This is a genomic window from Pseudomonas sp. FBCC-B1667, assembly GCF_059133255.1.
Genome location: NZ_CP101437.1, coordinates 296004 through 322488, shown reverse-complemented (window position 1 = coordinate 322488; position 26485 = coordinate 296004). Strand labels below are relative to the sequence as shown.

16 protein-coding genes and 4 pseudogenes are annotated in these 26485 nt (G+C 55.4%); 8 read left to right on the top strand and 12 right to left on the bottom strand.

Annotation, left to right across the window (positions count from 1 at the left end; all coding sequences use genetic code 11):
- Positions 1 to 1964: 1964 nt before the first annotated feature.
- From NL116_RS01420 to NL116_RS01395, 6 genes are all read right to left on the bottom strand, one after another.
- A complete protein-coding gene (locus NL116_RS01420) occupies positions 1965 to 3086 on the bottom strand; it encodes an acyltransferase family protein (RefSeq protein ID WP_494375709.1) in 1122 nt (373 codons plus the stop codon).
- A 61-nt stretch (positions 3087 to 3147) separates the two neighbouring features.
- Positions 3148 to 3501: a hypothetical protein gene (locus NL116_RS01415; RefSeq protein WP_494375708.1), complete on the bottom strand. Its 354-nt coding sequence runs from the start codon at positions 3499 to 3501 to the stop codon at positions 3148 to 3150.
- A 364-nt stretch (positions 3502 to 3865) separates the two neighbouring features.
- Positions 3866 to 4540 carry a DUF3313 domain-containing protein gene (locus NL116_RS01410; RefSeq protein ID WP_494375707.1) on the bottom strand — a complete coding sequence of 225 codons (675 nt, stop codon included), beginning with the start codon at positions 4538 to 4540 and terminating at the stop codon, positions 3866 to 3868.
- A gap of 44 nt (positions 4541 to 4584) precedes the next feature.
- Complete coding sequence (locus NL116_RS01405) at positions 4585 to 5535, bottom strand: hypothetical protein (protein ID WP_494375706.1); 951 nt, start codon at positions 5533 to 5535, stop codon at positions 4585 to 4587.
- A 228-nt stretch (positions 5536 to 5763) separates the two neighbouring features.
- On the bottom strand, positions 5764 to 7350 hold the full coding sequence (locus NL116_RS01400) for an arylsulfatase (RefSeq protein ID WP_494375705.1): 1587 nt from the start codon (positions 7348 to 7350) through the stop codon (positions 5764 to 5766).
- 326 nt (positions 7351 to 7676) lie between these two features.
- Positions 7677 to 7991 (bottom strand): DUF2388 domain-containing protein, encoded by a 315-nt coding sequence (locus NL116_RS01395; protein ID WP_494375704.1) that lies wholly within the window; start codon positions 7989 to 7991, stop codon positions 7677 to 7679.
- Between the two features lie 30 nt (positions 7992 to 8021).
- Between NL116_RS01395 and NL116_RS01390 the strand changes: the two genes are divergently transcribed.
- Positions 8022 to 8183, top strand: coding sequence for a hypothetical protein (locus NL116_RS01390; RefSeq protein WP_494375703.1), 162 nt, complete (start codon positions 8022 to 8024; stop codon positions 8181 to 8183).
- 526 nt (positions 8184 to 8709) lie between these two features.
- On the opposite strand, the gene NL116_RS01385 is transcribed toward NL116_RS01390, so the two are convergent.
- Positions 8710 to 10272 (bottom strand): MltF family protein, encoded by a 1563-nt coding sequence (locus tag NL116_RS01385; RefSeq protein ID WP_494375702.1) that lies wholly within the window; start codon positions 10270 to 10272, stop codon positions 8710 to 8712.
- Between the two features lie 415 nt (positions 10273 to 10687).
- Positions 10688 to 11182: pseudogene (locus tag NL116_RS01380) on the bottom strand (IS66 family transposase); the annotation flags it as partial.
- A 611-nt stretch (positions 11183 to 11793) separates the two neighbouring features.
- Here NL116_RS01380 and NL116_RS01375 point away from each other — a divergent pair.
- The 3 genes from NL116_RS01375 (at position 11794) to NL116_RS01365 (ending at position 17244) form a co-directional block, all read left to right on the top strand.
- Positions 11794 to 12555, top strand: coding sequence for a M23 family metallopeptidase (locus tag NL116_RS01375; RefSeq protein WP_494375701.1), 762 nt, complete (start codon positions 11794 to 11796; stop codon positions 12553 to 12555).
- A 356-nt stretch (positions 12556 to 12911) separates the two neighbouring features.
- Entirely contained in the window at positions 12912 to 13547 is a 636-nt protein-coding gene (locus NL116_RS01370; protein WP_494375700.1) for a response regulator, read from the top strand.
- Between the two features lie 43 nt (positions 13548 to 13590).
- The gene (locus tag NL116_RS01365; RefSeq protein ID WP_494375699.1) at positions 13591 to 17244 is read left to right on the top strand and encodes an ATP-binding protein; all 3654 of its coding nucleotides are present in this window, start codon (positions 13591 to 13593) and stop codon (positions 17242 to 17244) included.
- Between the two features lie 176 nt (positions 17245 to 17420).
- Here the strand turns inward: NL116_RS01365 and NL116_RS01360 are convergent, their stop codons facing one another.
- Both NL116_RS01360 and NL116_RS01355 read right to left on the bottom strand, forming a co-directional pair.
- A complete protein-coding gene (locus NL116_RS01360; RefSeq protein ID WP_494375698.1) occupies positions 17421 to 17519 on the bottom strand; it encodes a LuxR C-terminal-related transcriptional regulator in 99 nt (32 codons plus the stop codon).
- A gap of 35 nt (positions 17520 to 17554) precedes the next feature.
- Positions 17555 to 18022: a response regulator gene (locus tag NL116_RS01355; RefSeq protein ID WP_494375697.1), complete on the bottom strand. Its 468-nt coding sequence runs from the start codon at positions 18020 to 18022 to the stop codon at positions 17555 to 17557.
- A gap of 486 nt (positions 18023 to 18508) precedes the next feature.
- Here NL116_RS01355 and NL116_RS01350 point away from each other — a divergent pair, with 486 nt between their 5' ends.
- Both NL116_RS01350 and NL116_RS01345 read left to right on the top strand, forming a co-directional pair.
- Entirely contained in the window at positions 18509 to 19534 is a 1026-nt protein-coding gene (locus NL116_RS01350) for an HAD family hydrolase (protein WP_494375696.1), read from the top strand.
- Positions 19535 to 20081: 547 nt separating this feature from the next.
- Positions 20082 to 20648: a MepB family protein gene (locus tag NL116_RS01345; protein WP_494375695.1), complete on the top strand. Its 567-nt coding sequence runs from the start codon at positions 20082 to 20084 to the stop codon at positions 20646 to 20648.
- A gap of 5 nt (positions 20649 to 20653) precedes the next feature.
- Here NL116_RS01345 and tnpC read toward each other — a convergent pair.
- A pseudogene (gene tnpC, locus NL116_RS01340) lies at positions 20654 to 21734 on the bottom strand (IS66 family transposase); the annotation flags it as partial.
- A 556-nt stretch (positions 21735 to 22290) separates the two neighbouring features.
- On the opposite strand from tnpC, the gene NL116_RS01335 reads away from it, so the two are divergent.
- Together NL116_RS01335 and NL116_RS01330 are read left to right on the top strand one after the other, a co-directional pair.
- Positions 22291 to 24369: a hypothetical protein gene (locus tag NL116_RS01335; RefSeq protein WP_494375694.1), complete on the top strand. Its 2079-nt coding sequence runs from the start codon at positions 22291 to 22293 to the stop codon at positions 24367 to 24369.
- 351 nt (positions 24370 to 24720) lie between these two features.
- Positions 24721 to 25648 (top strand): annotated as a pseudogene (locus NL116_RS01330) (IS110 family RNA-guided transposase).
- Positions 25649 to 25932: 284 nt separating this feature from the next.
- On the opposite strand, the pseudogene NL116_RS01325 reads toward NL116_RS01330, so the two are convergent.
- Positions 25933 to 26422, bottom strand: a pseudogene (locus NL116_RS01325) (IS3 family transposase); the annotation flags it as partial.
- Positions 26423 to 26485: the final 63 nt, after the last annotated feature.

Genomic DNA, 26485 nt, shown 5'->3' with positions numbered 1-26485 from the left:
AATATTTATGCAGACGAACTCCTCTCACAAAAATGATGATTTTAAGGGATACTCCATCTACAGTAACGCTGTCGTAGCACAGCTTATTCCTAAAAAGGATTAATTCGCATAGAATGAAATTTGCGGCACCACCACCCAAAATGAACTTTTGGCGATAAACGGAATCGTTCAACACAATCAAACTTAGTAAGATCGACGCTATGAGCGTCTTCAGCGCAAGTAGCAGGCGGCTTGTTATAAAAATAGTCAAACTCACAAATTCGCCCACCTCAGCAGGACGGCCGCTACCCAATGAGTCGCACCGGCCCTCGACCCCTCATTTTTTAGCTCGGGGACTACTATAAAATGACTACGCTTAGGGCTCTCCTTCCCGGCCCCGCGCATACCACTTAGCGGACCTCTTCTTCGCTTAGCTCGACATCAATATCACTAACAAATCGCGATTCTCATCAACGGCAAAAGCTCGTTAATGAGTCGCGCAGCGCTCATGCCGGTCCTCCGGCTAACCGAATCATGCCCTTGGGCCGGTCAACGGCCCCTCCGTCTGACTGTCAAATTCCTTTGCTCACTTTCTCGGGCTTCCCTCCAGATGCGAAGCCAAACTACATCCACCCAGCGGCGAGTGACACATTCCGCGTCAACCGGTCCTGCCTCACCCATTTGACCTCCTGAAAGCGACGCATTGGCGCATATAGCCCGGTGAAAAACGTCCGCACAGATGATGACTTAATGCGTATCTCAAACAGCTAGTTCATTTGTAGGTTTTCAGCATGCCACTGGAATTTTTTATGAGTGATTGATGTACGCACATCACAAGGAAGGCAAAGAACCACGAGGGAGAAGACGTCCAGCGCACCTAATCACCCATTTCGAAGCGCCGCGGTTTTCCTGCGTGGCAAACCTTACGGGTGGCAACATGTCGCGATCTACGCGCGCAAAAAAAGGAAACATTTGCAGCTTACGGCTCCTACTATGCTTGAACAGACGAAAGGTTGCACAGTGATTAAGGCAAGCAAAGCACTGCAGCTTTAAGCCGCCGCTTCACAACTGGATTTTATGCCTCCTTCTAACCCCGGAGAGCTAGCGCAGCTGACCATTAACGTCTAATCGCGTTAAGGATCAGGACAGGGAACTGGGCACATGGGGCAATACCTTCATCCCAATACTGTACGGGCTAACGCAGTAGGGATGGCGGCAACAGTCAAGGTCAGATCACTGTTCAAAGCAGGTTTCTCTACAGCCCCCCCCGCAACCAGAAGCATAGTGGTGGCAAGGACGTTGACAGCTGGCAAGACACTACCCATGGTGCCACTGAGGAGATCGGGATCCGCACGGAACGAGTTCAAGTGCGCATGTTGTTTTCTACCTATATTCAGAGCACTCTGAAACGATGCTGAAGTCGACGAGACTCCCGCTGATGTTGATACGAACGTCGAAGGCTGGCTAGCGGGTGTGACAGACTCCGGCTGCGAAAGCGCGGCAAGATGACGACGGGGGATTCACCAATGCTGGAAATTTGCCGCAGGACTCGCGCACTTCTATGAACCAAGGAACCGACCTACATCGGGCGGCATCGATTATCGCCGAGCACCTCCGGCTTTTTGGAGCCATCGAAATCGATGACTCGTCCTACTTTTGCGGGAGCAATTATGGACTGTGCAAACGTCTTGCAGCATATCCCCGCGCAAGTGATACCGCGGCGCAATTGAGCCAATGGTTACCCTGCCCTTATACACGAGGAGCGCTTGAGGATTGGGTGGAGCCATCCTTAATGTTATGTTTGGGCGGGGGCGATACTCACGAATTAGCCAATCACGACTTTCAAAGCCTGTTACGCGAGCAATACCGGGATGGGGTCGAAGCCTTTTGGGAGAATTGATTCGGGGATCGATATTGCTTTTAACTCGATCAAAGCGACAACGGCGATTAAAAGCTCAGGAAAAAAACCTGAGTGCTCAGCCCAATCAACCCTCAGCGCGGCCGGCTACCTCACGGCGCTTGTAGCCCTTTGGTTGCGTACGGAAAAAGCACGTCTTCTCGGCATAGCGCCGCAGTGGTTTCTCCACCAGGTGGCAGCTCAAAGCCGCCAAAGCCAAGACCGCAGCATACGCCAGCAACCAAAATAGAGCCTGCACCCACCAACCGCTTGCGCTAAGTCCCGACCATTGCCATACCCGCCCACAAACGCCCAGCGTCAACAGGTGAGAGAGGCACAGCGAATAGCTGAGATCCCCGATGGACTTGAGTACTGAAAAGGCCCTCAATCGACCTTTTGACTCCTGCAAGGCTAAAACCAATAGCACAAGTGCCACGCCCGAGCCGAAGGTGAAAGCTCGCACCAACGAAAGATACGGAACAGAACCGGCATCGATCACCTGCGCGCACAGGGCGTAGCCAATGCTCCCTATCCCAAACATGAGCAACAGGGGCTCAGCCAACACTGTGACTGACGAGCGGCGCAACTGCCTCAGATAGATCATCGCAGCGAGTGCGCCGAAGATGAACTCCAGCGACGAGGCATGGGTCACGATACGTAAATAGGGGTTGTCGTGATGTGGAAACAGAATGCCCGAGCAGACGACGGCGCCTCCCCAGGCGACAAATGCGACCGTGGCCCATCGCGGTGCAAGCCGTAGGAATACAGCAAATACTGAGTAGAACCAGAGTTGATGAATCAAAGACCACCCCACGCTGAGCATGGGGACCGCCGACTGTGGCAACATCCAGAATGACGCGGTGACGTCGAACTCTTGCGCTGGCGAACTGTTCACCATGCCAGGCTCTAGGCGGAGCAGGACATATATGGCGATAAAATACACCCAATACAGGGGATAAATACGCACAAAACGCCGCTTCAAGAAACGGAAGGACTGACGCGTCGCACCAAACTGATGTTGACTGGCGATGACCAGAGCAAATCCGCTTACGACAAAAAACACATCCACGCCAAGTTGTCCAAGCCGGAACAGACTTTGGGGTAGCAGCGCCCCCTGCACATACTGCGCATTGATCAACAGGGAGTGATAAGCAACGATCAGCAGCGCGGCCAAACCGCGGGTCGCCTGCAAACAAAATAGTGGTTGCACGGTGCATCTCCAAACCCGGGGCTACCAGGTGATTCTATTCCCGGCCCATCAACAGCCCGAGTTAAAACATGGTTCCTGGAGAATATTGCGCATCCAGAAATGCTCCCAGACCTTCATTGGAGTGCCACACCGTACAGTCCCGCCCCTCCAAGAATGAGTTATCCCACGGCTCGCTTGGACGTGTTGTCGCCGCAGACCGCTCCGACTCAGTAGCGTCGACCAGGCGCGCAGAAGTGCTCATAGCTTGATAAAAAACGAGTCCTGACAGCAGACCGATGGTAATCCCCGCTAAAATGGCCAAGCCTATCGCCAATCCTACGCCTATTGGCGCGCGCGCATGATGACTCGCCGCCAAAAGGGCAAGCGGCAGCTCGTCTGGAATTTGTTGATGCCCAGGGCACTTCAACCTGCTCATGTCCCTGTCCCTGTCCCTGTCCCGTGGACTAGGACCTGGGGGCTTTCAGACCCGTTTCCGGCATCGCGCATCTCACTGTTTATCTGCATTGGCCGAGCACCTGCGGTATTAAAAATACTGACGTAAACGCAACAATGGGCGCTTGGCTGCATAACGCTACTTGTACCCACTTCGCGAATCCGCCAGTCAATGCCTCACCGGAGCAGCAGGACGCTACGTGCAAGCGCGGGCCGCCCAGCGTCCGTCGAAACAGTTTCAGCTTCGCTAAGCGGCAAACGGCAAAGACCTGAAGTTTACGTCCCACCTGGTTTGCCCTGGCCTAGGGAAGCCCATCAGGCAAATGAACATTCGTTCAACCCAAGCCTTACTGCAAGAACGCCTGTAGATCGTTGTCGAGTCCCTGCATCGCGACCTTGAAGGTTTCAGCAGTCACCGGTTGACGGGCATTTTCCAGTGGCTCGCCAAAAACCTTGCGGACAACCTTCGCCACCGACTGCTTTGTGCGAGCGTCGACCATCTCGGCCTCAAGGTAGAGCTCGGTGTCCTGGTCACGGTGGCCGGTGGCGGCACTGACACCACCCACCACTGCCGCAACGGGTACCACTTCATACCATTTCATACCTTCATTGGACGCACGTACGCCAGTGATCGCGACGCGCAACAGCAGCACACGCGTATTGGCCGGTGCCGATGCCACGTTGGGAATTACCCGGTATTTCTCGCTCAAGGCGTGCCTGGTCGTAGCCGTCATTGATGCCTGCAACTGGTTCAGGGTCTGGGCGGTGACGCGGTCATTGGGTTCAGTCGAAATAAATAGGTCCAACTGCTCGAAGGCGACGACATCATAGGCGTCCGGATTCCAGGATGGGCTGACCCAGCGCAGGGCTTTCTGGTCACGGGAAAGGCTGACCTTTTGCAGGTCCGCATAACTGACCAGATACCCGGAGTATTGCGACTGCGACGGGGTCATGGATGTGCAACCGCCAAGCAGCATGCTGGACAAGACGGCGCCCACCAGCAGTGTTCTGGACAAGCTCATGTGATGCTTCCTTAGATGACTTTGATTATTGGGGTGAACGGACATCAAAAACTCGAAGTGATATGGCCGCTGAGGGCCTGAATCCAAGCGTGATCCAGCTCTGCGGACGTGCGCGCTTCGGAAGCGGTTTTGGTTTGATCAACCATGTCGCCCACGCGGACCAGCGCCCAACTGACATTAACGTCCGTGTTCTTGCCCAACGCATAGGTGGCCCCGGTCGCCAGGCGCAAAGACTCCCCCGAGGGAGTATTCAAGGCATGTGATCCGCTGGACATCGCATTGGCGTCGTAGGTGAATCGCGTATTCCATAACCACTTCGCGCTGGCTTGGTACTGTGTCTCCCAGGTCAATGGCCAGGTGTCTTGCGCCTGAGCATTGCCTGTGAGTGCTCTTGTCACTGCAGGGGATGAGCCGCTCGGCTCGCGCAAGGCGACTCCCCCCAGCCAATGACTCTGCATTGGCGGGGATTGCCAACCAAGTGCCGCAGTTCGTAGCGGCGCCCCTGGCAGAACTGCCGTCAGACGCAGCGCCTCATCGAGCTCGATGTATGCTTGCGGGTGCCAAGGGGCTTCGATGGTATCGAGGCTGACGCCCAAGGGTTCGGTTGAATGGAACGGCACCGGTTCGATCTCTTCTTCGGCGTTGAGCAAGCCGTACACCGCAGAAACATTCAAACCATATGACCATTGATCAGTGATCTGAAGACTGACTGTGGGTAGCGAGAGAACGCCGCTGTGGTGGGAAGCCCGCGACTGAGCCAGCTCGCGCACGGCGTGCCGATAACTGGCCGCCAAGCCAAAATCATGCCCCCCTTGCGCCCCACGCCAGTGGCTCTCAAGTGTCGAACCGACCAATACGCTTGGGCCGGGCAGGGCTTTTCGAGCACCCCACACGCCGTTATCCACCTCACCAACATCGACTGCCCATGCCGGGTGACAAAAAGCACACAACAAGGCGAGAAGCGCAGGAGCGCAGCAGCTTTTGTTAACAACCATGATGACTCCTGTAGCGAACAAACGATGGCTCGCGGATCAATCCTTTTTTGTTCCTACGCCTGGCGAACAGGCGCTCGTTGTTGCTCAATCATTTCAAGCTGCCCTGTTGCCGCTGCGATGCTGTCTGAGCGCCTCAGAGGCCTCGATAGAAGGCGTTTTTCTTAGCCCCGCCCAAAAACGGGGCTGAGAAAAACGCCATCCACTCAATGGGTGGATGGCGATTGATCGCTAGTGGCGACCGGCAGCCTGACTTTGAGCTTCGATCTGCGCATCTACCGCAGCGCGAATCTGGTCAATGCTGAAACTGGCCGGCTTTTGACTTGGTGGATAGGCGACAAAGGTTTGCAGAAACTTCGCAGCCTTCATCGTGGCCATGACTGTGAGGTAGATATTTTGGGCCGCCCAGTCGTAATACTGGTCGGAGACCACATCAGCGCGCTCATACGGGTCCATACGCAAATTGAGGATTTTCGGTATCCGCAGGCACACAAAAGGCTCACTCCAGACCTTGAAGCCACCCGGTTCGCGCTGCTCGCAGAACACAGCCTTCCAGTTGCCAAAGCGCATGGCGACCAGCATGCCGTCGTCGTTAAAGTAGTAAAACTCCTCACGCGCGCCCTTCGGCTCTTGACCGGTCAGGTAAGGCAGCTGGTTATAACCGTCCAGGTGCACTTTGAAGTTGGTGCCGCCCGCCTTGGGGGCCCACCCCTTGAGCAACTTCTCTTTGACGTCAGCATTGCCCGCCGCCGCCAGCAAGGTAGGGAACCAGTCCATGCCTGAGAATATTTCGTTGGACACTTCGCCGGCCTTGATATTGCCCGGCCAACGAATCATCGCTGGCACCCGGTAAGCGCCTTCCCAGTTGGAGTTCTTCTCGTTGCGAAATGGCGTGGTGGCCGCATCAGGCCAGGTAAACTGATTTGGACCATTGTCTGTGGTGTAGACCACGATGGTGTTGTCGGCGACCTTCAGGTCATCGAGCGTTTTCAACAATTTGCCCACGTCGCCATCATGCTCAAGCATGCCGTCGGCGTACTCATTGCCCGGCATGCCACTCTGGCCCAAGTGAGCGTCGCGCACATGGGTAAAGGCATGCATGCGCGTGGTATTCATCCACACGAAGAACGGCTTTTCCGCTTTGACCTGCTTGGTCATGAAGGCCTGGGCGGCGGCGGTGGTTTCGTCGTCAATGGTTTCCATACGCTTTTTAGTCAGCGCACCGGTGTCTTCGATCTTGCCGTCGGCGTAGCTGTGAATCACACCACGCGGGGTAGCGGCTTTGACAAAGTCCGGATCATCTTTGGGCCAGTACGGACGCTCAGGCTCTTCTTCGGCGTTGAGGTGGTACAAGTTGCCGAAGAACTCGTCGAACCCATGATTGGTCGGCAGGTATTCATCTTTATCACCCAGGTGATTTTTACCGAACTGGCCGGTGGCATAGCCCAAGGGTTTAAGCGCCTGGGCAATGGTAATGTCACGGGCTTGCAGTCCCACGGGGGCACCGGGAAGTCCAACCTTGGTCAGGCCTGTGCGTAAAGGCGACTGACCGGTGATGAATGAGGAGCGCCCGGCCGTGCAGCTGTTCTCCGCATAATAGTCGGTGAACATCATGCCTTCTTTGGCGATGCGGTCGATGTTCGGCGTCTTGTAGCCCACCACGCCCATGGAATAGGCACTGATGTTGGTTTGGCCGATGTCGTCGCCGTAGATCACCAGGATGTTGGGTTTTTGCGCGGCGCCGGCCGTGGCCGACAACGCCAAAACCGAAGCCGCCACCAGGCCGAGCTTCGGTATCCACTTACGTAAGTGCATCATCTTGCTCCTTGTATTTAGGGGAGTTGACAGTGTCAGGTTCGGTGTGCCGATCCAGCTCATTGACGAGAGTCGGTGCACGCGCCGCCAAGAGACCAACCGACGGGAGCTGTTTCTCTCCATTAGCGGTCGTCGCAGTGAGCATGGACCCTGCCGGGGCAAACACATCGAAAAAAGAAACAACAGATTAGACGCGAGGCGCCCTACGCGGCTGTAGGCAAAACCTGCAAAACAACGGCATGAACAGTTCATCGACAAAGATCGAAACGAGCGCCTAGCGCCACATACCGCAGACGCTTAACCCCAACCCATTGCGCTTCGCGAACGATCTAGAGGGCCAAAATAGCTTGTGCCAATTCGGCATCGGTCAAGGGCATCAGCGCCGGCTCGGTAGCGCGGATATGCACCAAGGCACTTTCCAGCCGAGCCCCGCGAATGACGCCGTCACTGGCCACGAAGCTTGCGGCATCATCCTGCGCCGCCAGCACAATCTTATCGTCACGCAGTGACGAAGAGAGCTTGGAGGTGGCATCCGAGGTGGTGTTGAGCACGCCCGAAATTGCGCGACTGGTGGTGCTGAAAGCATGAGCATTGGCTGCCAGGCTCAACAAAATGGCCACGCAAAAAAGCCGGGTACGAAACATCAGGAATTCCTGTAAGGAGAAGTCAAAAGGATGGGGCGCACAGAGGTAGCGCCGCTGCACGATCAGGCGGACGACACCGAGAACCCTCAAAAAAACCGTGGCCACTCACTGAGCATGACCACGGCAAAGGGTTTTGATTTCAGCATTTACAACGATCACTGGCAGATCGACCCGCAGCTGCCTAAGCGCTGATCGATGTGGGCCTGCCAGCAATCGAAAGCGATTAAACGCGAACCCGCTGGGCGTGACTGTAGGAAAATCCTGCAAATGATTGTCGGTGCGCTCATTCCGATTGTGCCTCGCCGATACAGCCTTATGACGCCATACCTGACGGAGCAAGAGTGGGCGAGCGCCAAGTCGCGGGCGTAATCAGCTGGAGGGAGATAGGTCAAGTGGATGGAGCTGTGCTCTCCAGGCAAATGAGCCACGGATCAGCGGGTAATCCAGCGCCTTTACCCATCAACCTGAAAGGCCCGACTTAGGCCCCTGTCGTACGTCCGGGCATCACGCGTTGCGTGATTAAACCGGCTGCCACCTATACGGCAGCAACTGACCGATTTCACTCGCCCGCAGCGTCGGCAGGCGCGTGAGAACACCCTGCAGATGGGTTGTTTCACGGCCGAAAGGTATTGAGAGTTTTCTGCGGCGCAGGGGTCGCAGGCTCCTGCCTGGGATACCATGCCCGTACCGGGTGATTTTTCGGAGCGCACATGATAGGTCAAGGTGCCTCTCTTATCTGTTTTTTGAGCGCCTGCGTAGCCTCGCCCTTCGCCGCCTGAGCTTGCATGATCAATTGGTAGGCAATGTAGTACTTGTAGATATTACTGACGTAGGTAACCGTTTCCGCACCGATCTTCTCGGCGGCAACGTACTCAACGTTGTGAAACCAGACGTTCGGGTCCAGCCCACGCAGCGCGGCTTCATTACGAAGTTTTGAAATTCTGCCCGCCCCAGCATTGTAAGAAGCGAAGGCGAACAAGGCCTTGTCCAGGTTGGTCATGGACTCCTTACTATAATACTGGTCGATCATCCAGCGCATGTACTTGATCCCGGCGTGGATGTTTGGCTCAACTAGCGCGATGTTACCGACGCCAAGCTCCCTGCCGGTGGCGGGCATGACCTGCATGACGCCAATGGCACCTAACTTGCTTCTGGCGGCCTGATTCAGTTGAGACTCCTGATATCCCTGAGCGGCCATCAGTAAAGAGTCCACATTATATTTGTCCCCGTACTGCAGGAAGTACCGAACCAATGCGATAAATTTCTTGCGTTCGGACTTGGAAACCGAGTCTTTCACATGTTTTCCGCTTTTAAAAAAACGCGTCAAGATCATGTTCCCGATGACGGTCCCTTGGCCGTGACGAGCAATGAAGTCATTAGTGGTGGCCTGCAACTGCGGACTGTCCTTACGGATCGCCCAGGCAATCTCGCCGCCGGTGCGTAACATGACGTCATCATGCACCGTGATCGCCGGAAAGACCTTCCTCCAGAAGTGCGCTTTATACTTGTCCACGGCGATGAGAGGAATCATGCCGGCGTTCAGCATCTCGATCAGGTCCTCGTCCTCCAAGGCCTCCGGTGCTTCCTTTAGGATGACCGCTGGCCGGCCCTCGCCAGCAAAGCGCTGGTTGAGAGTCATCAAGCTCTCGTAATAACTGGAGGATTTGCGGACGAAGACCACCTGTCCCGCCAAATCGTCCACGCTGGACACCGCGGGCGAGTAGGGACCGGAGACCGCTACCTCGCTGACGTTGCTATAAATGGGTGAAGTAAAATCAACCAGGTGCTTGCGTTCCTCTGTCACGGTCAGGTTAGACGCCGCAATATCGCCTTTGCCGGCGACCAACGCCGGCAACAACTCATCCCGAGAGACAGGAATCAACACCACGCGTACTTTCAGAGCCTTGTGCTTGAGCTTTTTATCCTTGGCCAGTTTTTTGTTCAGGTCCTCCTCGAATTCGCGAACAAAGTCGTAAGTTATTCCGCGCTGGACACCTCGGTCGACAAAATAGAAAGTCTTGCTGTAAACCGTCAGGACTCGAATGACCTGTCGATCGATCATTGCGTCGAGATCGCCGATCCACGGCTTCATTGCGCTATCAGTCGAGAGGGTCAGATACTCACGTTGCGGTGAATCGGGGGAAGCGTTTGCCTCGGCTGCGGCATAAATAGCGCCCCCGCAAAGAGCCAATGGGAGCGCCGCTACGATGTTGATGATCAACGCGGAGCGGGCAAAGGTAGAAGCCGTAAGGTGCGTTATCCAATCACGGATTCTTAACATGGCCAGTGCTCCGCACGTTGTATTCATCTGTTTTGTTCTAACTGCTCCATCCCTGAGTTCAGCCATACCGGGATGGCCCATTAAGGAATGCACTTGAGCCCTTTGTTTAGCAAAAAATACTCCGAATCCGCGGCCTCTCCTTCATGACGTTGACCAGCGTCAGTACGTCGTAGATGAATGCAATGGGTTTTCCAAGTCTAGTGCAAATCTCAAAATGCATGCCTTCACCGACGGCACTCGACGGGCTGTAGCGTTAGTACATTTTTGATAAGCCAGTGCGCACACGCGCCCGGTTGAGTCGGCGGGCGGCTTTATCGGCCTGCGCCGCTTAGGCAGGCTGTTTCACGGCCTTAAGGTTTCTTGATTGTGATACGGGTGCAGGGGCCGAGTAGCCCCCGATGTCGCGCCGTACCGTACCCTTGTCGAAGACGTGCGCCGGTACCGGCGCCTGGATCAGCGTTTCGCATTGTTCGCAGGCCCATTTCCCACGGATGTGGCGCTCGATGGTGAACACGCCCGGTGTGTAGTCGGGCTTTTCGCTGGCACCTTCACCGATGCGTTTGAGCGCGCAGCCGCATTGGCAGGGGCTGTTATCCGGCTCGTGATGGATCAACGTGCGTGGAAATGGCGATGGCAGCGGTGCGCGCTTGGGTTGCTGGCGCACTTTGGCTTCGAACAGTTGCCGGTTGCAGCGCCTCAAGCTCCGCTGCGATATCGGCGATATCGGTGTCGATCAAATCGTCGAGCAAGCTGGCCTGATCCGGACTTAGCTGCTCGCTGCGCTTGGCAAACTTGAAGCGCTTGAGCAGCGCGATCTCGTGGGCCTGCTTCTCGTTGACCGACTTGTGATGGGTGATTGCTTGTCCATTGTCTCGACGCGCTGGATCAACTGCGCCGCCAAAGCACGCAGCTCTTCAGGGTTTTATTGATCGAGATTTGGATGCGAAGTCATGCCGCCGATTTTGCCAGAGAAGGCAAATGGCGGCGATAGACTGATGGGCCAATTGCGCTGGCAAGCGCGCCAAGCGACGGTGTCAGGAAGGTGTGTTGGCCGCACGGTTGCCCCCTGTCGATACGTGGGGAGCATTGCTGTTACGCGACCGACTGAGGGATTCCCCTACAGGGGATTCGGCATTCCCCGAACTCAAGCCACGGGGAACCCCCCGACAATACCCCCCATCATCGACCGAGTGTTTTCTTGCACTCACTGTGCGGCTCATTGGCTGCATGAGTCCTCGTGTACCGCGGGGGCTGAAGCTCTACTTTTTTTCCTTCACCGCCAGGCCGGCACTTTATCAATGTGAGTCGCTTACCCATATCGCTCGACAGCGGTCCACCTGCAGAAACTGCGATGTGCCAAGGCACTCCCATGAATAGCCCTCGGAAAATACCACCTGACTCATGAACTACTTCACGCCTTACCGTTTTATCACTTCCTTGCTTCAACGCCCTTTTAACTCACGGTCGTTTTGCAAGTCGCTCTGCGTCCGTAGCGTAGTGATAATGAGTGCGAGCGTTTTCGTGACCGAGGCCGCTGCGACCATGATAACGGGCGCACCGCACCAGCCTGCTTGCAACAGCATCCTGTGCGGCCCGGGCATTGATATTTTTCAGGACGCGTTCGGACGAAAATCGGCAGGGACTTCGCCCATCGAACAGGGTCCGAGCCTCAGTCGTTGGCTGAAAAACCAGTCACTCACAACCAGCGAAATTCCGCGTCCGTATCCGCAACAGGCAACCGAACGCACAACAATGCTCAGTCATATCCCGAATGGATCACCACTGAAAAATGCCAAACCGAGTTCAACTTTCGGCTCGCGCCTGCATCCCACCCAAAAGAAATCCAAGCCCCACACCGGAATTGATTTTTCTGCGGCGCCAGGCACATCGGTTTTTAGTACTGCTGGCGGGGTAATCCAGGTTGCCGATAGCTCCAACACCTCTCCATTTGGAAATTACATCGTCATTGATCATGGCATGGGTTTTACAACGCTGTATGCCCATCTGCAGAAGCTCAATTTCCGTCCCGGCGACGTCGTCGGCAAAGGTGCGGAAATCGCTCGCAGCGGTAACACCGGACGCAGCACGGGCCCTCACTTGCATTACGAGGTCCAGTACAACAAAAACCCGCTGAACCCGAAACATTTCACCGAGTGGACGCCCGATAACTATGAAGCAATTTTCAGCCAGGTGACCGTAGTACCCTGGACTGCGTTGCGTCGACAAAGCGGTCAGCCGCAAACAGTGGCCCGCTGGATTTCTGCGCCCAAAGTGTCTTTTTAAGCTTACCGTCACCCGCTTGAGCGGCAGGCCTGGGTCAGCCTGTGTACACCCTGCCGCCTGCGCCACCTATGTGTTCATTTCAACCCATGGCTGATACTCCCCTATATTGCATAGTTGCCATATGGGGAAACCCGCTGAAAACACCAACATGCCCGGCCAGCGTACGCAAAGGGTTCCTGAACCCGCTGACTCACAGCTGACCTCCATGGACGTCCCGCCCCAGCACGCTTCTACCCTGCTGGGATTGCAGCTGCCGATGGAGGGCATTGGCACTTGCTTCGAACACTATCCGTACTGCGTACGACGCTACGACCATACGAAACTCCACCCTCCACAACCCCAAGAAGGCTATGCGCATGCACAAGGACAGGCGTCAACACGGTGAAGGCCGTCAACGACACGCAGGTCGCATTTTGATCGCCGATGACGATCCCACCATGCGCACTTTGCTAGCCATACGCTTGGAACATGAGGGCTTCTCAGTGGTGGGCCAAGCCGACAGTGGCGTTAAAGCCTTGCAACAGGCCCAGACGTGCGCTCCCTCGCTCGTCCTGCTCGATCTGGACATGCCGGTGATGGAGGGACTGTCCACACTGCGCCAGCTACGCAAAAATCATCCTCAATTACCAGTGCTAGTCTTTAGCATGCTCGATGCCAGCCTCTACAGTTATCGCTGTATCCAGCTGGGCGCTCAAGGTTTTATCAGTAAAAACGGAGGCATTGCCTTGTTGCTCAACGCTATTTCGCAAATCGCCCAAGGCCAGATGCTGTTCCCACGCCAATCGATGGCCGCCGCGGCAGGTGATTTGTCAAATGGCGAAATCGTGGCCCTGCGTTGCTTGGTGCGCGGAGGGGATGTACAGAGCATTGCGTCGGCGTTGATGATCACCCCTTCCGATGTCGATAAATTGAACCATCGCCTCATGCTCAAGCTGGGCCTGTCCAGGCCTAAGGAATTGATTCGTTATGGACGCAGTTTGGCGTTGAACTGAGTCCTATAAGCCATAACCCTCATCATGCAAGGCAACAGCCGATATGCCGATCCATAGACGTGATGTTTCCCAAAATCTCCCCACCGTCGCCTGGGCCTGGCGCGCTCGCTGCTGTCTTCTGCTCTTGCTCCTAAGCGTCCCCTTTGCCAGCGAGGCGCAGCCGATGCAATTGGAACCTCAAGCGGGGTTGCCCGTTGTCCGTATGGAGATAACCCCCCAAGAAGCGAACTGGTTAAAGGCACGCCGCATCGTGCGACTGGGGATCGGCGAGCAAGACTATGGGCCGTTGTCGCTGGTACGCCAGCACAAACTCAAAGGCCTGATGGCGGATTACCTGTCAATGATCACGGGTAGCCTGGGGCTTGGAGTCGAGGTGCACGCTTACCCCGACTGGCCCAGCGCGCTCCAAGCATTACGCGCCGGTGAAGTGGATGTACTGGGATTGGGCTCCTCTTATGAAGCCCAACTTCCAGGATTGTTATTGTCCAATCCTTACGCCGCCAATCAAGCCGTGCTGGTGGGCCGTGATGGAAATTTTGGCCCTCAACCGACCCTCTCGAAATCCAAGCTGGCGACGGTGGAGGGGTATACAGCAATCGATGAATTGCACAGCAGCTTTCCGGATGCGCACATGCGCACCTACCCCTCAGTGCGCGAAGCCCTGCACGCGGTCGAGTTCAAGCATGACGACTGGGCCATTTGTGATGCGATCACTGCGTCCTATCAGATGGGCCTGGGGGAGCTGCCTAATCTGCGCATGCGCCCGCTGACCGGGTTACACGAGCCGGGCTACAGCTTTGTGTTTCGGGCAAACGACGCTTTGCTCGCAACTCTCTTCGATCGGGTCCTTGCCAACATTCTACTCCTGACGCAGGCAGATATTCTTTCCTATTGGGGCGGCAATGCTCGCTTTGATTCGCGCCAAGGGCCTCTCTACAGCCCCGAACAACAGCAGTGGCTAGCCACCCAGCCCGAAGTCCGCGTGGTAGTGAGCGGTGCCGTCCCGCCCTATAGCTTTTTTGATGATGATGGCAACTTTAGCGGCATGGTCGCTGATCTGCTGCATGAGATCGGCCGACGCAGTGGCCTGCGCTTCAAAGTGATCGAGCGCTCCAATGCCACCGAAATCGTGCACATGCTCCAGACGGGTGAAGCGCAGATGTCGCCGATCACCCTGGCTACGCCCGAACATCAGGATTTTATTGATTACACCGAACCGTTCGGCACCAGCAGTTACGCCTTGGTTGGCCCGCGCGAGAACGCCGCCCATAGTCTGGACGATGCACAGATTCGACGTGTGTCACTGATTAAGGGCTCACCCCTTATCAACGAACTTCAACTGCAGCATCCGCAATGGGAGCTGGTTGAAACTGACAATCCACTGGACAGTTTGGTCGCCGTAGCGGACGGCGATGCAGACGCGGCGGTGCTGCTGTTGCCGGTGGCGCGTTATTTGATCAATCAATACTTCGCAAAAAACCTGCGAGTGATCACCTCTCTGCCTCAACAACAAGCCAGTCTTTCTTTTGCCATCGCCAAGGATCAGCCCCTGCTCTTGGGTGTGATGCAAGCGACCTTCGATCAAATTGAGCCACGTATGGTGGGCAACCTGTTGGAGCGCTGGCAGAGTAGCCGTCCCGCAGAAGGCAATGTCTGGATCAACTATGCCCAACGCCTGCGCTGGGTGATGCTTGTCACCGGCACGACCCTGGGCCTGCTACTGCTGTGGCTCGCCTACGCTTGGTATCGAGGCATTCGTAACCGCTCCGAACAGGAACGCCAGGCATTTCGCAGCGCATTGCTGGACGGACTGCCTCAACCCGTAGTGGTGCGCGACCTCAGTGGCGCTTTCGTGTTATGCAACAACGCTTTTTATGCCGTGCATGGACTGCAGCCATCCGCCGTTATTGGCCGTCAATGGCACGAAGTCGAAGGACTCGACTCAGCGCCTGCCTGCGTCCAGCCCTGCGCTTATGAGGCTCTGCTACTCAACAATGAACCGGCCATGTCCCAGATCGACTTGCTGGTCGGCGGCAAGCTGCGCAGTTATCGCCAGTGGTCCGTTGCGCACCACGATCTCAATGGGCGTTGCGTTGGGCTGCTGATGGGCTGGATTGACATGTCCGAAACTGAACGGCTATTGCGTGAGCTGCATGCCATGCGGGATCAGGCGGTACAAGCCAGCGAGGCGAAAAGCCGATTCCTCGCCGTCATGAGTCATGAGATTCGTACACCGCTCAATGCCATTATCGGACTGTTGGAGCTGACGCTGGCACGCGTGGATCAAGGCGAAAACTGGGATCGCTCGGCGATCGAAGTGGCGCACACATCGTCCAATGCTTTGATGCTGCTGATTGGTGACATCCTTGATCTGTCGAAGATTGAGTCCGGCAAGTTACTGCTGGAGCCGCAACGCAACAGCCCCCAAGAAATACTCGAATCAGTAGAGCGGGTGTTCCAAGGCCTGGCACGCCAAAAAGGCCTGTATCTGACCAGCGACTTGCAACTGGAGTCGAGCCATGAGGTTCTGGTCGACGGCCCACGCTTGAAACAAGTGCTTTCCAACTTGCTAAGTAACGCCATCAAGTTCACCGACCAGGGCGGGATCAGCGTGTCCTTGCGCACCCGGCAATCGGCCGCCGGTCTGCAGTTGCGATTTATCGTGGAAGACAGTGGGATCGGTATCGCTCCCGAGCATCAGCACTTGCTTTTTCAGCCCTTTAGCCAGGTTCAGGAGCCTAACAACACAAGGGGGGGAACAGGGTTAGGTCTGGCCATCTGCCAACAACTGGTCGAGATGATGGCGGGCCAACTGCGACTGGAGAGTCGTCCGGGACAGGGCACGCTTATCACGCTGACGTTAACCGCCCCCGCACTGGAACCGATGAGCAGGCTCGATTCCCCGCTGTTGACAAGCCGTCACACGATCCCTTTACGCGTGTTGTTGGTCGACGATCATCCTGCCAATCGGTTACTGCTGAGCCAACAACTGGCCTTTCTGGGGCACGCGGTTAGCGAGGCAGAAAATGGCCAGCATGCCTTTGTACTGCTCCAGGCCAAAACCTTTGATGTGCTGATCACCGACTGCAACATGCCCCTCATGGATGGCTATGAGCTGACGCGAAGCGTGCGACTGCATGAGCGCGCAACAGCACGGCCGCGCATCCTGATCGTAGGGTTTACCGCCAATGCGCAAGAGTTGGAACGACAGCGCTGCTTGGCGGCAGGCATGGATGACTGCTTGTTCAAACCGGTCAGCTTGACGACACTCAGAACCTGTTTGGAGGCGGCGCTACCGGATCAGCGGCGCGGTGAAGTGACTGAAATAGAGCCAGTGTCCTTGGCCTCGCCCGAAACCGACGTGCTTGACCTGAATATGTTCAACTCCCTGACCGACGGGGACCCGCTACTGGAGCGCGCTTTACTCGACAGCTTGTACACCAGCAATTGTCAAGACCTGCTGCATTTTGACGAGTACGTGGCCGGTAAACGTTGGTATGAGCTGGCACAAGTGGTTCACCGTGTCAGAGGCGCGGCACGCATGGTCGGCGCCCAAACACTGATTGATGCGTCCAAGGGGTATGAAGAAGGTCTTCGTCAAGAGCTGACAGACCAGGAAACCGGCGATCTAGCCCTGCGTGTGCGTTGCGCCATCAGCCAGCTGCAGGAAGCCGTGGCGAAAAAAATGATCTCTTGAGAGTACAGAGTGGCTAACACTTTGGAGAGAGTGTTAGCCCGGCAGCGCCCGCCCTCCAAACGCTGGCGGCGGCTGCTCAAAGCACCGCAAGCGATACAATCTTGGTCCAGCTCACGCCTTTACTTAACGCTTAGAGTTCGCACCATGCCCATTGAGCGGCGTAATGGTCGTGCGTACTATTTCACCCGCAGAATCAACTCCAAGACGTTTGGTGCATTTAACTTTTGCAACAACCGGGTCTTGTAAGTGCTGATGGTTTTATCACTTAACTGCATACGCTTGGCAATCTGATTGTTGCGCAGTCCTTATGTCACAAATGGAGCACTTGTTGCTCACGTCCGGTCAGGTTTCGTGATGGATCATTGCTTTTCTCCAACCCAGTCGGTAATCGGACTCCGTCGGGGAAGCTCCTACGGCCGGCTGAAACCGCACGCAACGCGGCAAACAACGCATCTTTTGTTTGCGTCTTGCTGACAAAAGCATGCGCGCCCGAATCGACACAATTGTTGATAAAAAAGCTGGAGTCTTGTGCGGAAAACACCACCACTTTTATCGGCAACTCCAACAGCCGGATACGCTCCATGATCGTAAAGCCACTTAAGGTCGGCGTATCTGGCTCCAGCATAATAATTTGCGGTTCGTACCCGTGAATGAACTGCATGGCCTCTTTGCCATCACCCGTTTCGGCAACGACCTCAAAACCATGCTCGGCCAGCCAAGTACGCAACGCCAATCGGATAACCGGGTGTTCATCTACGACAAGCACTCTAATGCTCATTTGATAATTCCATCGTCAGGTGACTCGAGCGGCACAACAATCCGTGTCCGCCGTTCATACAACAGGTCATCGACGGACATCACAACGTCCGCCTGCAGCGGGGACAAGACGGATGCCCATGGAGCGCAGCCAAGAGCTCAACTCTCAGCAACACTGCTCTTACGAAGACTGGCAATACTGTGCGGCCTGCGGGAGATCATAGGCTGTAGGGCTTTCCTGATTTTCGCTGTAGGACGCCCTAAAAACATCTATAGCCGCCAAGGCCGGGTAGCATGCTCGCCGCGACTGATCATGCGCGGGATAGGCCGATAAATGTCGAGACAAGCGTCGTCACCGGCCAATCGCGCTAGGCTCAGTTGGCATGAGGCTGAGAGAGTCTATTGCTTCACGTGTGATTGAGCGTTGCCAAAAAACGTTGTTCAAAATAAACGAGTGATGTCCAACTCGCCGCAGCCCTTCGGTTCCGGCTGATTAGAAGGTGTTTCTATGAGCCATACGCGCTTGCCCCTACCACGCCAAGGCCTACAACTGTTGCTGGCGATGCTGTTAACCCTGCCGCTGTTAGCCATAGGCGCTGAGCCTTTGGCATCGTGGAACGACGGGCCCTCGAAAAGCCATATCATGGCGTTTGTTCAGGCCGTCACCGACCCGAATGGCAAGGACTTTGTCGAGTCTGAAGACCGTATCGCCGTGTTCGACAATGACGGCACGCTGTGGAGCGAGCAGCCGATGTACTTTGAGTTTTTGTTTTCGCTAGAGGAGGTCAAGCGTACCGCCAGCCAACACCCGGAGTGGAAAACCACCCAGCCGTTTAAAGCTGTATTGGAAAACGATCATGAGGCCCTCGCGGCCACGGGCATGGACGGGTTCATGATGATCTTCGGCGCGACCCATACCGGAATGACCAGCGAAGCCTTCGATGATTATGCCAAAACCTGGCTAAGCCAGGCCCAGCATCCCAAGACTGGCAAGCTATACACCGAAATGGTCTTCCAGCCGATGCTGGAACTGCTTGATTACCTGCGCAGCCAGCACTTTAAAACCTTTATCGTCTCGGGTGGAGACACCGCATTCATGCGCACCTTTGCCGAACGGGTATACGGCATCCCGCCCGAACAAGTGATCGGGACCCGGTTTGTTACTGCCTTTCAATACCAAGATGGCCAGCCATCCCTTCTGCGTACCCCAAAACTTGCGCATAACGGTGACGGCCCCGGAAAACCAGAAAGCATTGATGCACTCATTGGCCGCCGGCCAATTCTCGCTTTCGGCAACTCGGATGGCGACTTGGCCATGCTTCAGTGGACGGCTGCCGGAACCGGCAAACGCTTCATGGGATTGGTTCATCACACCGACGCCAAGCGAGAGTGGGCCTATGATCGCCAGTCAAAAATAGGCCGTCTAGATAAGGCACTTGATGAGGCGAAACGCCTTGACTGGACTGTCGTAGACATGGCCGCCGAATGGGGCCGGATCTATCCATACGAGTCGATCGAGACGCCTGCGAAGTAGTTTTCTTTACCGAACAGCATGCGTTAATCAGCCTGCGAAACGAGGGCGCTGAACAGCCGCTCACTGTTGCCAAGTGGGGCGGCTGTTTACGCAGCCGAGGGGATTCTGCCGTATAGGCGCTGAGGGCCCAGCACTTTGAGATTCAGTAATCGATCATTGCTCAAACTCCAGGACTGACGACACGGGTAGAGAGTGTCGTGCAATGACTGGCCCCGCCCTTGTGTTCATGGCTCATGGCTCATGATGCATCGGCCTGATCCCGCTAACAATGCTGCGCACAGACCACTGTGATGAGGGGATAGATCGGGCAAGCCAACTCACGTAGAGGCACCGTGACTCATCAGGTAACCCCTAAACACCCAAACGCCAGTGACATAAGGGCTAGCCGATCTTCACCCATACACGACGTCATGGGTTATGCGGCTGGCTATCCCACCTCGCGTAATTACACGATGTAAACGCCGCAGTCCGCTCGGTATGTCGAAGGGCGTAGCATATGTTCTGGATTGGATCGTATGGTCAACGAGTGGTTCAGGAGTTGTTCCCTTTGAAATTCGATTTAACTGAACAAGACACAAAATATGCAGGCGCGGTAGACCCTGCCCTCGGCCATATTCCAAACGATCTGATAGCGGCTATCCAGGACGTGTACACGCCGGCGGGAATGCAATTGACGGATCTGGCTCTACGCGAGGCTGAGAGTGCCGAGTATGGTGCCTCCCGCTTTGGCCTCGACGGACACACCATTGTATTCCGTGTAGCTAAAACAACACCGACGAAGATTGGGCAGTTCGTCACAATATGGAAGCGCCCGACGTCAGGAAGCATTGCACCTCTCGATATCGATGATGGCGTAGCTTTTGTTGTGGTGAGTGTATTCAATGCAACGCATCGCGGACAGTTTGTTTTCGACCAGAAGATACTTGCATCAAAGGGCATCATGGCAATTAACGGTAAAGGCGGTAAGCGCGCTATCCGCGTTTATCCACCTTGGGTCAAACCAGTCGCCAAAGAGGCCGTTCGGACACAGCAATGGCAACTACGTTACTTCCTCCCTTTTGAACAAAGCGGAAACGCCGATTCGGTGCAGGCGCGTCAGCTCTTTGAAGTTTAAGATCCTTATTCGTCATTTTTGAGCATTCTGGGTAAACCCGGCGTCCACCTATGCGGCAGCAACTGATCAATTTCACTCGCCCGTTGCGTCGGCAGTCGCGTCAGAGCGTACTTCAAATAGGCATAGAGATCATGGCCGTTCCGCCGCGCAGACCGGATCAACCTCATGATCTGATCGCTGCCGCCCGCTTGCCGCTACGTAACGACCCTGCGAAGAGCCAATTCTTGGGTCCAAGAACCCATGGTCGGATCTGGCTCTCGGCCCAATTGCTGTCTATGGATACAGCGAGTCTTGAGGTAGCGCGACAGTGCTGGCCTGCATTGAAGGCTGTAATTCAGGGCTCGGCTGATAGCTGACCTTCGGGCCCGAGGTCGCGCAGGACGATCATCCAGCCATGCAGCGTTTCCATCACAGGCACAGTCCTTCCTTGCCGTACGACGGCGAAAATCCGGTTTCAGATCGCAGACTGCACTTTCGATTTTGTAACGCAACTGGATGTAGCGAAGGCCTGCTCGGCCAGCCTGCTCTCGATGATGGCATGCAGTTCGAGAATTTGCGCAGCACACGCGCCATGTAGCCGATCTCGGTCACGTCAAATCCAAGGCTGGCTGTGAAGCCGCCAAAATCATCGCAGCCCAGCTTGCGCCCAAGCCTCATAGGAAGTTGCGAGCATGTTCACCGAGCGGCTGGGTCTGAAGTTATAAACAGTAGTACCGTTCCGCAGATCTCGCTGATAGCGTAGGCCCAGACATACGAACGGTGGGTGTTCTTCGCGCCTAGGGCGAACATTTGCACCGATGTTCATCGGCGTGGACGACCAACTGCCCCTGCACTATGTCGTCGCAGCGCACCGACCAGAGGCCGCAATTGCAAACCAGTATCGCCCACCCAGAACGTGGAGTCGCCAAGCCCGCTCGACCCAAAGTCGATCCCTAGCGCCAAAGAGACAGATGGTCAGAAAACTTTTCGATCATGACGCGGGCAAGCAGCCCGGCAGCCGGGATGCCCTTGTCGATGCCTGCGCAGGGACCGGCGCTTGTATCGGCTTTCGCAGTCGTCGCAGACCCACTTGTTACGGACAAGTCGCTAAACGATAAACACGCGGGCTTCCGATACCCAAATGCCTGCTACATTAAAATGTGAATCTTGACCAGTTTTGCGCTTGTTTTTCATACGGCTTCGTCCAATCCTGTAGTCCTGTAGTCCTGTAGTCCTGTAGTCCTGTAGTCCTGTAGTCCTGCCGATCACCGAGCATACTCCGTAATGATTCTAAACGAGTGGCCTGCAGTTAAGTTCCGGGAAGCCGAAGGGCGGCGTACTAGCCAATTCATTCGAGCCCTTAGGTACCAGTCAATGAAACTTATAAAAAAACCAGCAATTTCAAATAGTTGAAGGTTTTTGATAGTTTTTCAGCACCATAGTCCCGACTACCAGCTTATGATGGAACGGTACTCATATTTGTAGGCCGCTTAGCTGACGGCGTGCCGTTTATGGCGATTTAGAAGAGGCTCTATATCTAATGCGATTCATCTCTGGCTCCTTGGCAGCTGTCTTTTGCAGTACATCACTGCTCGCGGCCCCCACCTCTTCACCGGTTACAGCGCCAGTCGTGGGGCGTGCACCGACGCTCACCACGCCTAACATGACCAACCTCAGCGCCTCGGGAAGAACCCCCGCTCAGGGTGACGACATGCAGGCCGCTTACGCTTACAGCGACCTTGATGGTGATCTGGAAAATCCGAGCTTGGCTCAAGTGCAGTGGTTTGCCGATGCCGTGGCGATTTCGGGAGCCACCGCTCTGAATTTCGTCCCGACGGCTGCGCAAAATAAAAAGTTTTTGACCGTACGGGTCCAACCGGGATCCATGCCCCCGGCCGACCCCAATATGGCACTGGCGCCGGTGACGAGCGCCGTGAGCCTATCGCCAGTGCTGCCGCCACGAGCGCAGTTGGCCGCGGCTTATAGTCGAGCACCGAACTCCCAGCGTTGGGGGGATGCCTATATGTACTGCGCGAGCCAAGGTGCACGCCTACCCAGCATCGGCGAATTGCAGACCTTGTTTACCACCTATACGCGTGCGAATACGGTGGGGACAGCATCGGAAGACGATCTTAATAGGACCTATGGCTGGGCGAGAAATGTTTACTGGACGACCTCAGGGGATGGTTCGAGGCACAGCTACCTCTATATTCATGAAGATGCTCGTTCGTCCACAAACGACAATGGGAACGTCTATGGCTTTGCCTGTGCCAAGACGGGTACGCCAGAGCTATTGCCCACAGTTACAGCGGCCAGTGTTCCCGCAGCCGTAGTGGGGGCGCCTGTAACAGCGGCCTATACCTACAACGGCAACTCGACCATTCCAGACCGCTCACGCTTCCAGTGGTACACCGCTACTGCGAGCAACGGTACCACCGGTAAAACCGCGATTTCCGGGGCAACCGCTGTGAGCTATACCCCAGTGGCCGCCGATGGCGGTAAATGGCTGGTGGTTGAAATCACCCCGGCCAGTTACGACACGGTAGTCGGTATTCCGGTCACGGCCGTTGGCACGCTAGCCGTGTCGAATATCACTCTTACCGGATTAGCTATTGAAAAGCCGAAAGCAGATCGTGCCAGTTTCCAAGTCAATTACACCTTTACCGGTGGTACCGAAGCGGGCACTACTTATCAGTGGTACTGGAAGGGCGCAGCGGTGAGCGGTGCAACCGCTAAAACCTTTACCTTTCCGAGCCTGACGATTCCATCGGCGTCGGCAGCCGAAGAGTTAAAAGTTGAAGTGACACCGCGCACCAGCACGCTGGTTGGCGCTATGGCAGCTACCACGCTGGGCTTGCAGAGCTCAATTGCCTGGAACGCACCGTTCGGCCAAGGCACCTGGTATGACATGGCCAAAACCTGTGCCAGCCAAAGCAATGGTAATAAGCGTCCTGGCACTACCGCAGAGCTACAGACCTTAGTGACATCGCTTGGTCACATGGGCGCTTATGGTGTCGCCACAGGTAACAGCTATTGGACTGGCACCAAGGGCGGCGCGCAAGGAACGCACCAAATAGTGCAGCTCGGTAACGGAGTCATGAGCAATTCTGTTTCAGACTCCGGTACCGGCGAGCGCGGCTTATGTGTCGCCGGTTCGGCGGCAGCACCGCCATCGTTAGGAAATGCCGACGTCAACGGGCATAGTTTTGCCAATAATCTTAGCTTCCCTTCGACGGGGTTTGACGGTGCCAACTTTGCCTTCAGCGGGGTTCGTTCGTCTCAAAACTGGACGCATCGCTCTTCAGACACGAGTAAATTTACAGTTGATCAAGACGCGGGGGCGGGGATTCGCTTAAAAGCGAAAGGTAGCGCCGTTTATGAAGTATATAACATCGCGGGTGGAACTCCGGTTACTTATACTATAAATCCTACCTATTGGTTTTATAATAAAAACTTTAAGGGCAATCGAGCTAACGCACGATCAAAGTGCGCAGCTGGCACCGATCTGCCGTGGTACCAGCGTTTGACGAAAGCAACGGGAAACAATCCAGGCCCCAGAGCGACTGGCAGCTTGCAATCTGAGTGGGGTAATATGGGCAGTTACGGATGGACCATAAATAATGGTTACTATTGGACTGATTCTGATTACGGAGCCGCCAATGCCTATATTGTTCGGTTAGATACGGGAGCACTATCGAACAACGCTGAATCCAGCACTCAAAATACTGTTTGCGTGGAGTAGTAAGCACCATGAAACTTTATCAATCTAAAATCTCAACAAGCGGCATAGTTTTCAATGAATACGGCGCTACATATTTAGACTTTTAAATCAGGGCTTTCATTGAAAGCCCTCGGTTTACTTGTCTGACAACGATGAAAGATTGTATGTAACCGTGCGGTCCAACATAGGTTCCTGACACCGTCGCTTGAGGTGATGGTGTCCACCTAAAATTCAACTGATCCCGAAAAGTTGGACGCCTTTCATGCCCGCCGGTTTCAGCCTGATTCGCGTACAACTAATGAAGTGGCTACCCCCGCCCCCCCTGTGATCGCCCACTAAGCTTTCACAGGGGGCTCATCGGAGATCATTGCCATTAACAACGTAGCTATTGCCGCTACCGACCTCGGAAAACACTCCTTTCATCTGCATGCTCAAGATGATCGCGGCCACCAGGGAACCCAGCACCGTCGTGATGGAAGCTTGTGGCGGCGCCCATTTCATGGCGCAGGAAGTCGCCAAACTGGGACATACGCCCAAGCTCATTGCGCCTCATCTCGTGCGCCCCTACGTGAAAAGCAACAAAAACAATTTCGCCGATGCCGAGGCAACCCAGGCCCAGCAAGTGCTAGCCATGTCCAACTCGATACGCGATGCGTTCATTAAAGTCCGCACGGCGGCCGTCAATCGGATTCACGCAGCCCTTCTGGAAATGGGCGTCAGCCTGGCCCCCGGCTTCCAAGCCATCCGAGGGCTTCCAGCATTGCTGGAGACCAGTTCATTTTCTGAACGCATCAAGAACAATCTGATGCTGCTGCATGGGCACTTCAATTACTTGGACGGGCAGGTCAAAAAGCTGGACAAGGACGTGGAATGCCAGGCCGCTGAAGATGATCTGCCGTCTCGCTTGATGACCATGCCATGCGTCGGCCCGATCACCTCCAGTGCCCTGACTGCCGAGTTGGGTGATGGCAAACAGTTCAAATGCGGCCGAGGCTATGCGGCGTCGATCGGGCTAGTACCCAAACAGCACGGCTCGGGCGACAAAACCGTGTTGCTGGGCATCAGCAAGCGCGGCGATCGAAATCAGAGGTGCCTGCTCATTCAGTGCGCTCGTGCTTACTTGATACAACTGGAGCGAAAAAAAGGAGCCCGGGCAGATTGGGTCCGCCAACTATTAGCCTCCCGCCATCACTCCAATCTCGTGGTTTGCGCGCTGGCCAATAAGCTGGCAAGAATCGACTGGGCGATTGCGGCCCATCACACTGAATTCGATGCGGGGCCAGCCACGATGAACGCCTGACCCCGCGGTCGCCCGAGCACCACCCACCTGGTTTTGCGATGCTGGATAACTGATGACGTGAACGGCCAACCGGCCTGACGACAACCCTGAACTCCCACACGGCTGAAAGGCCGTTCAACTAATTAGGGTCGTTAGGCATCGATTCTCATCGAGGCGCGGAGTGAAACCCCACTCAAACGCCGGATAGATGAAAGCAAGCCAAACACGACATCAAAAACAGTATTGCAGAAAAGGGGGTAACCATAGATGTAGGAGTATGTAGTCCTCTATACCTGCTTAAACTAATCGAGACTGTTGAATTTGTTCAGGTACAAAAACTCTGATTTCACCGTACGAAAAAAGTTTTCCATAGCCGCTTTGTCATAGCAATTTCCTTTGCGGGACATGCTTGGCGTTACCGCACGTTCGTTCAGCACGCGACGCTAGATAGGCATCCAGTTCTGCCATCCCTGGTCGGAATGCAAGATTGGTTTATCGCGTGGCCGCAGCCTCTCAAAAGCCTGCCGTAGCATCGCGCCATCCATGTCGAATAGCGGGCGCCTCGCGGTCTTGAAGACGATTATTTCGCCGTTATGAGGTCAAGGATCGGCGAGAGGTAAAGCTTCTGCCCTCGATCTGAAACTCGGTCACATCGGTTACCCATTTCTGGTTTGGTCGTTTGCTATCGAACTTCCATTTCAGTAGGTTCGGCGCTACCTGACCCTCTTCGCCTGTACAGGCGCGGTATTTCTTTATACGCGCACGGCTTTTCAACTGAAGCTCGCCCATGATGCGGATTCCACGCCATCCGGACACCCGTTCCACGCTCATCCGGACAGGCAGTCGGAGCGCAGCGAC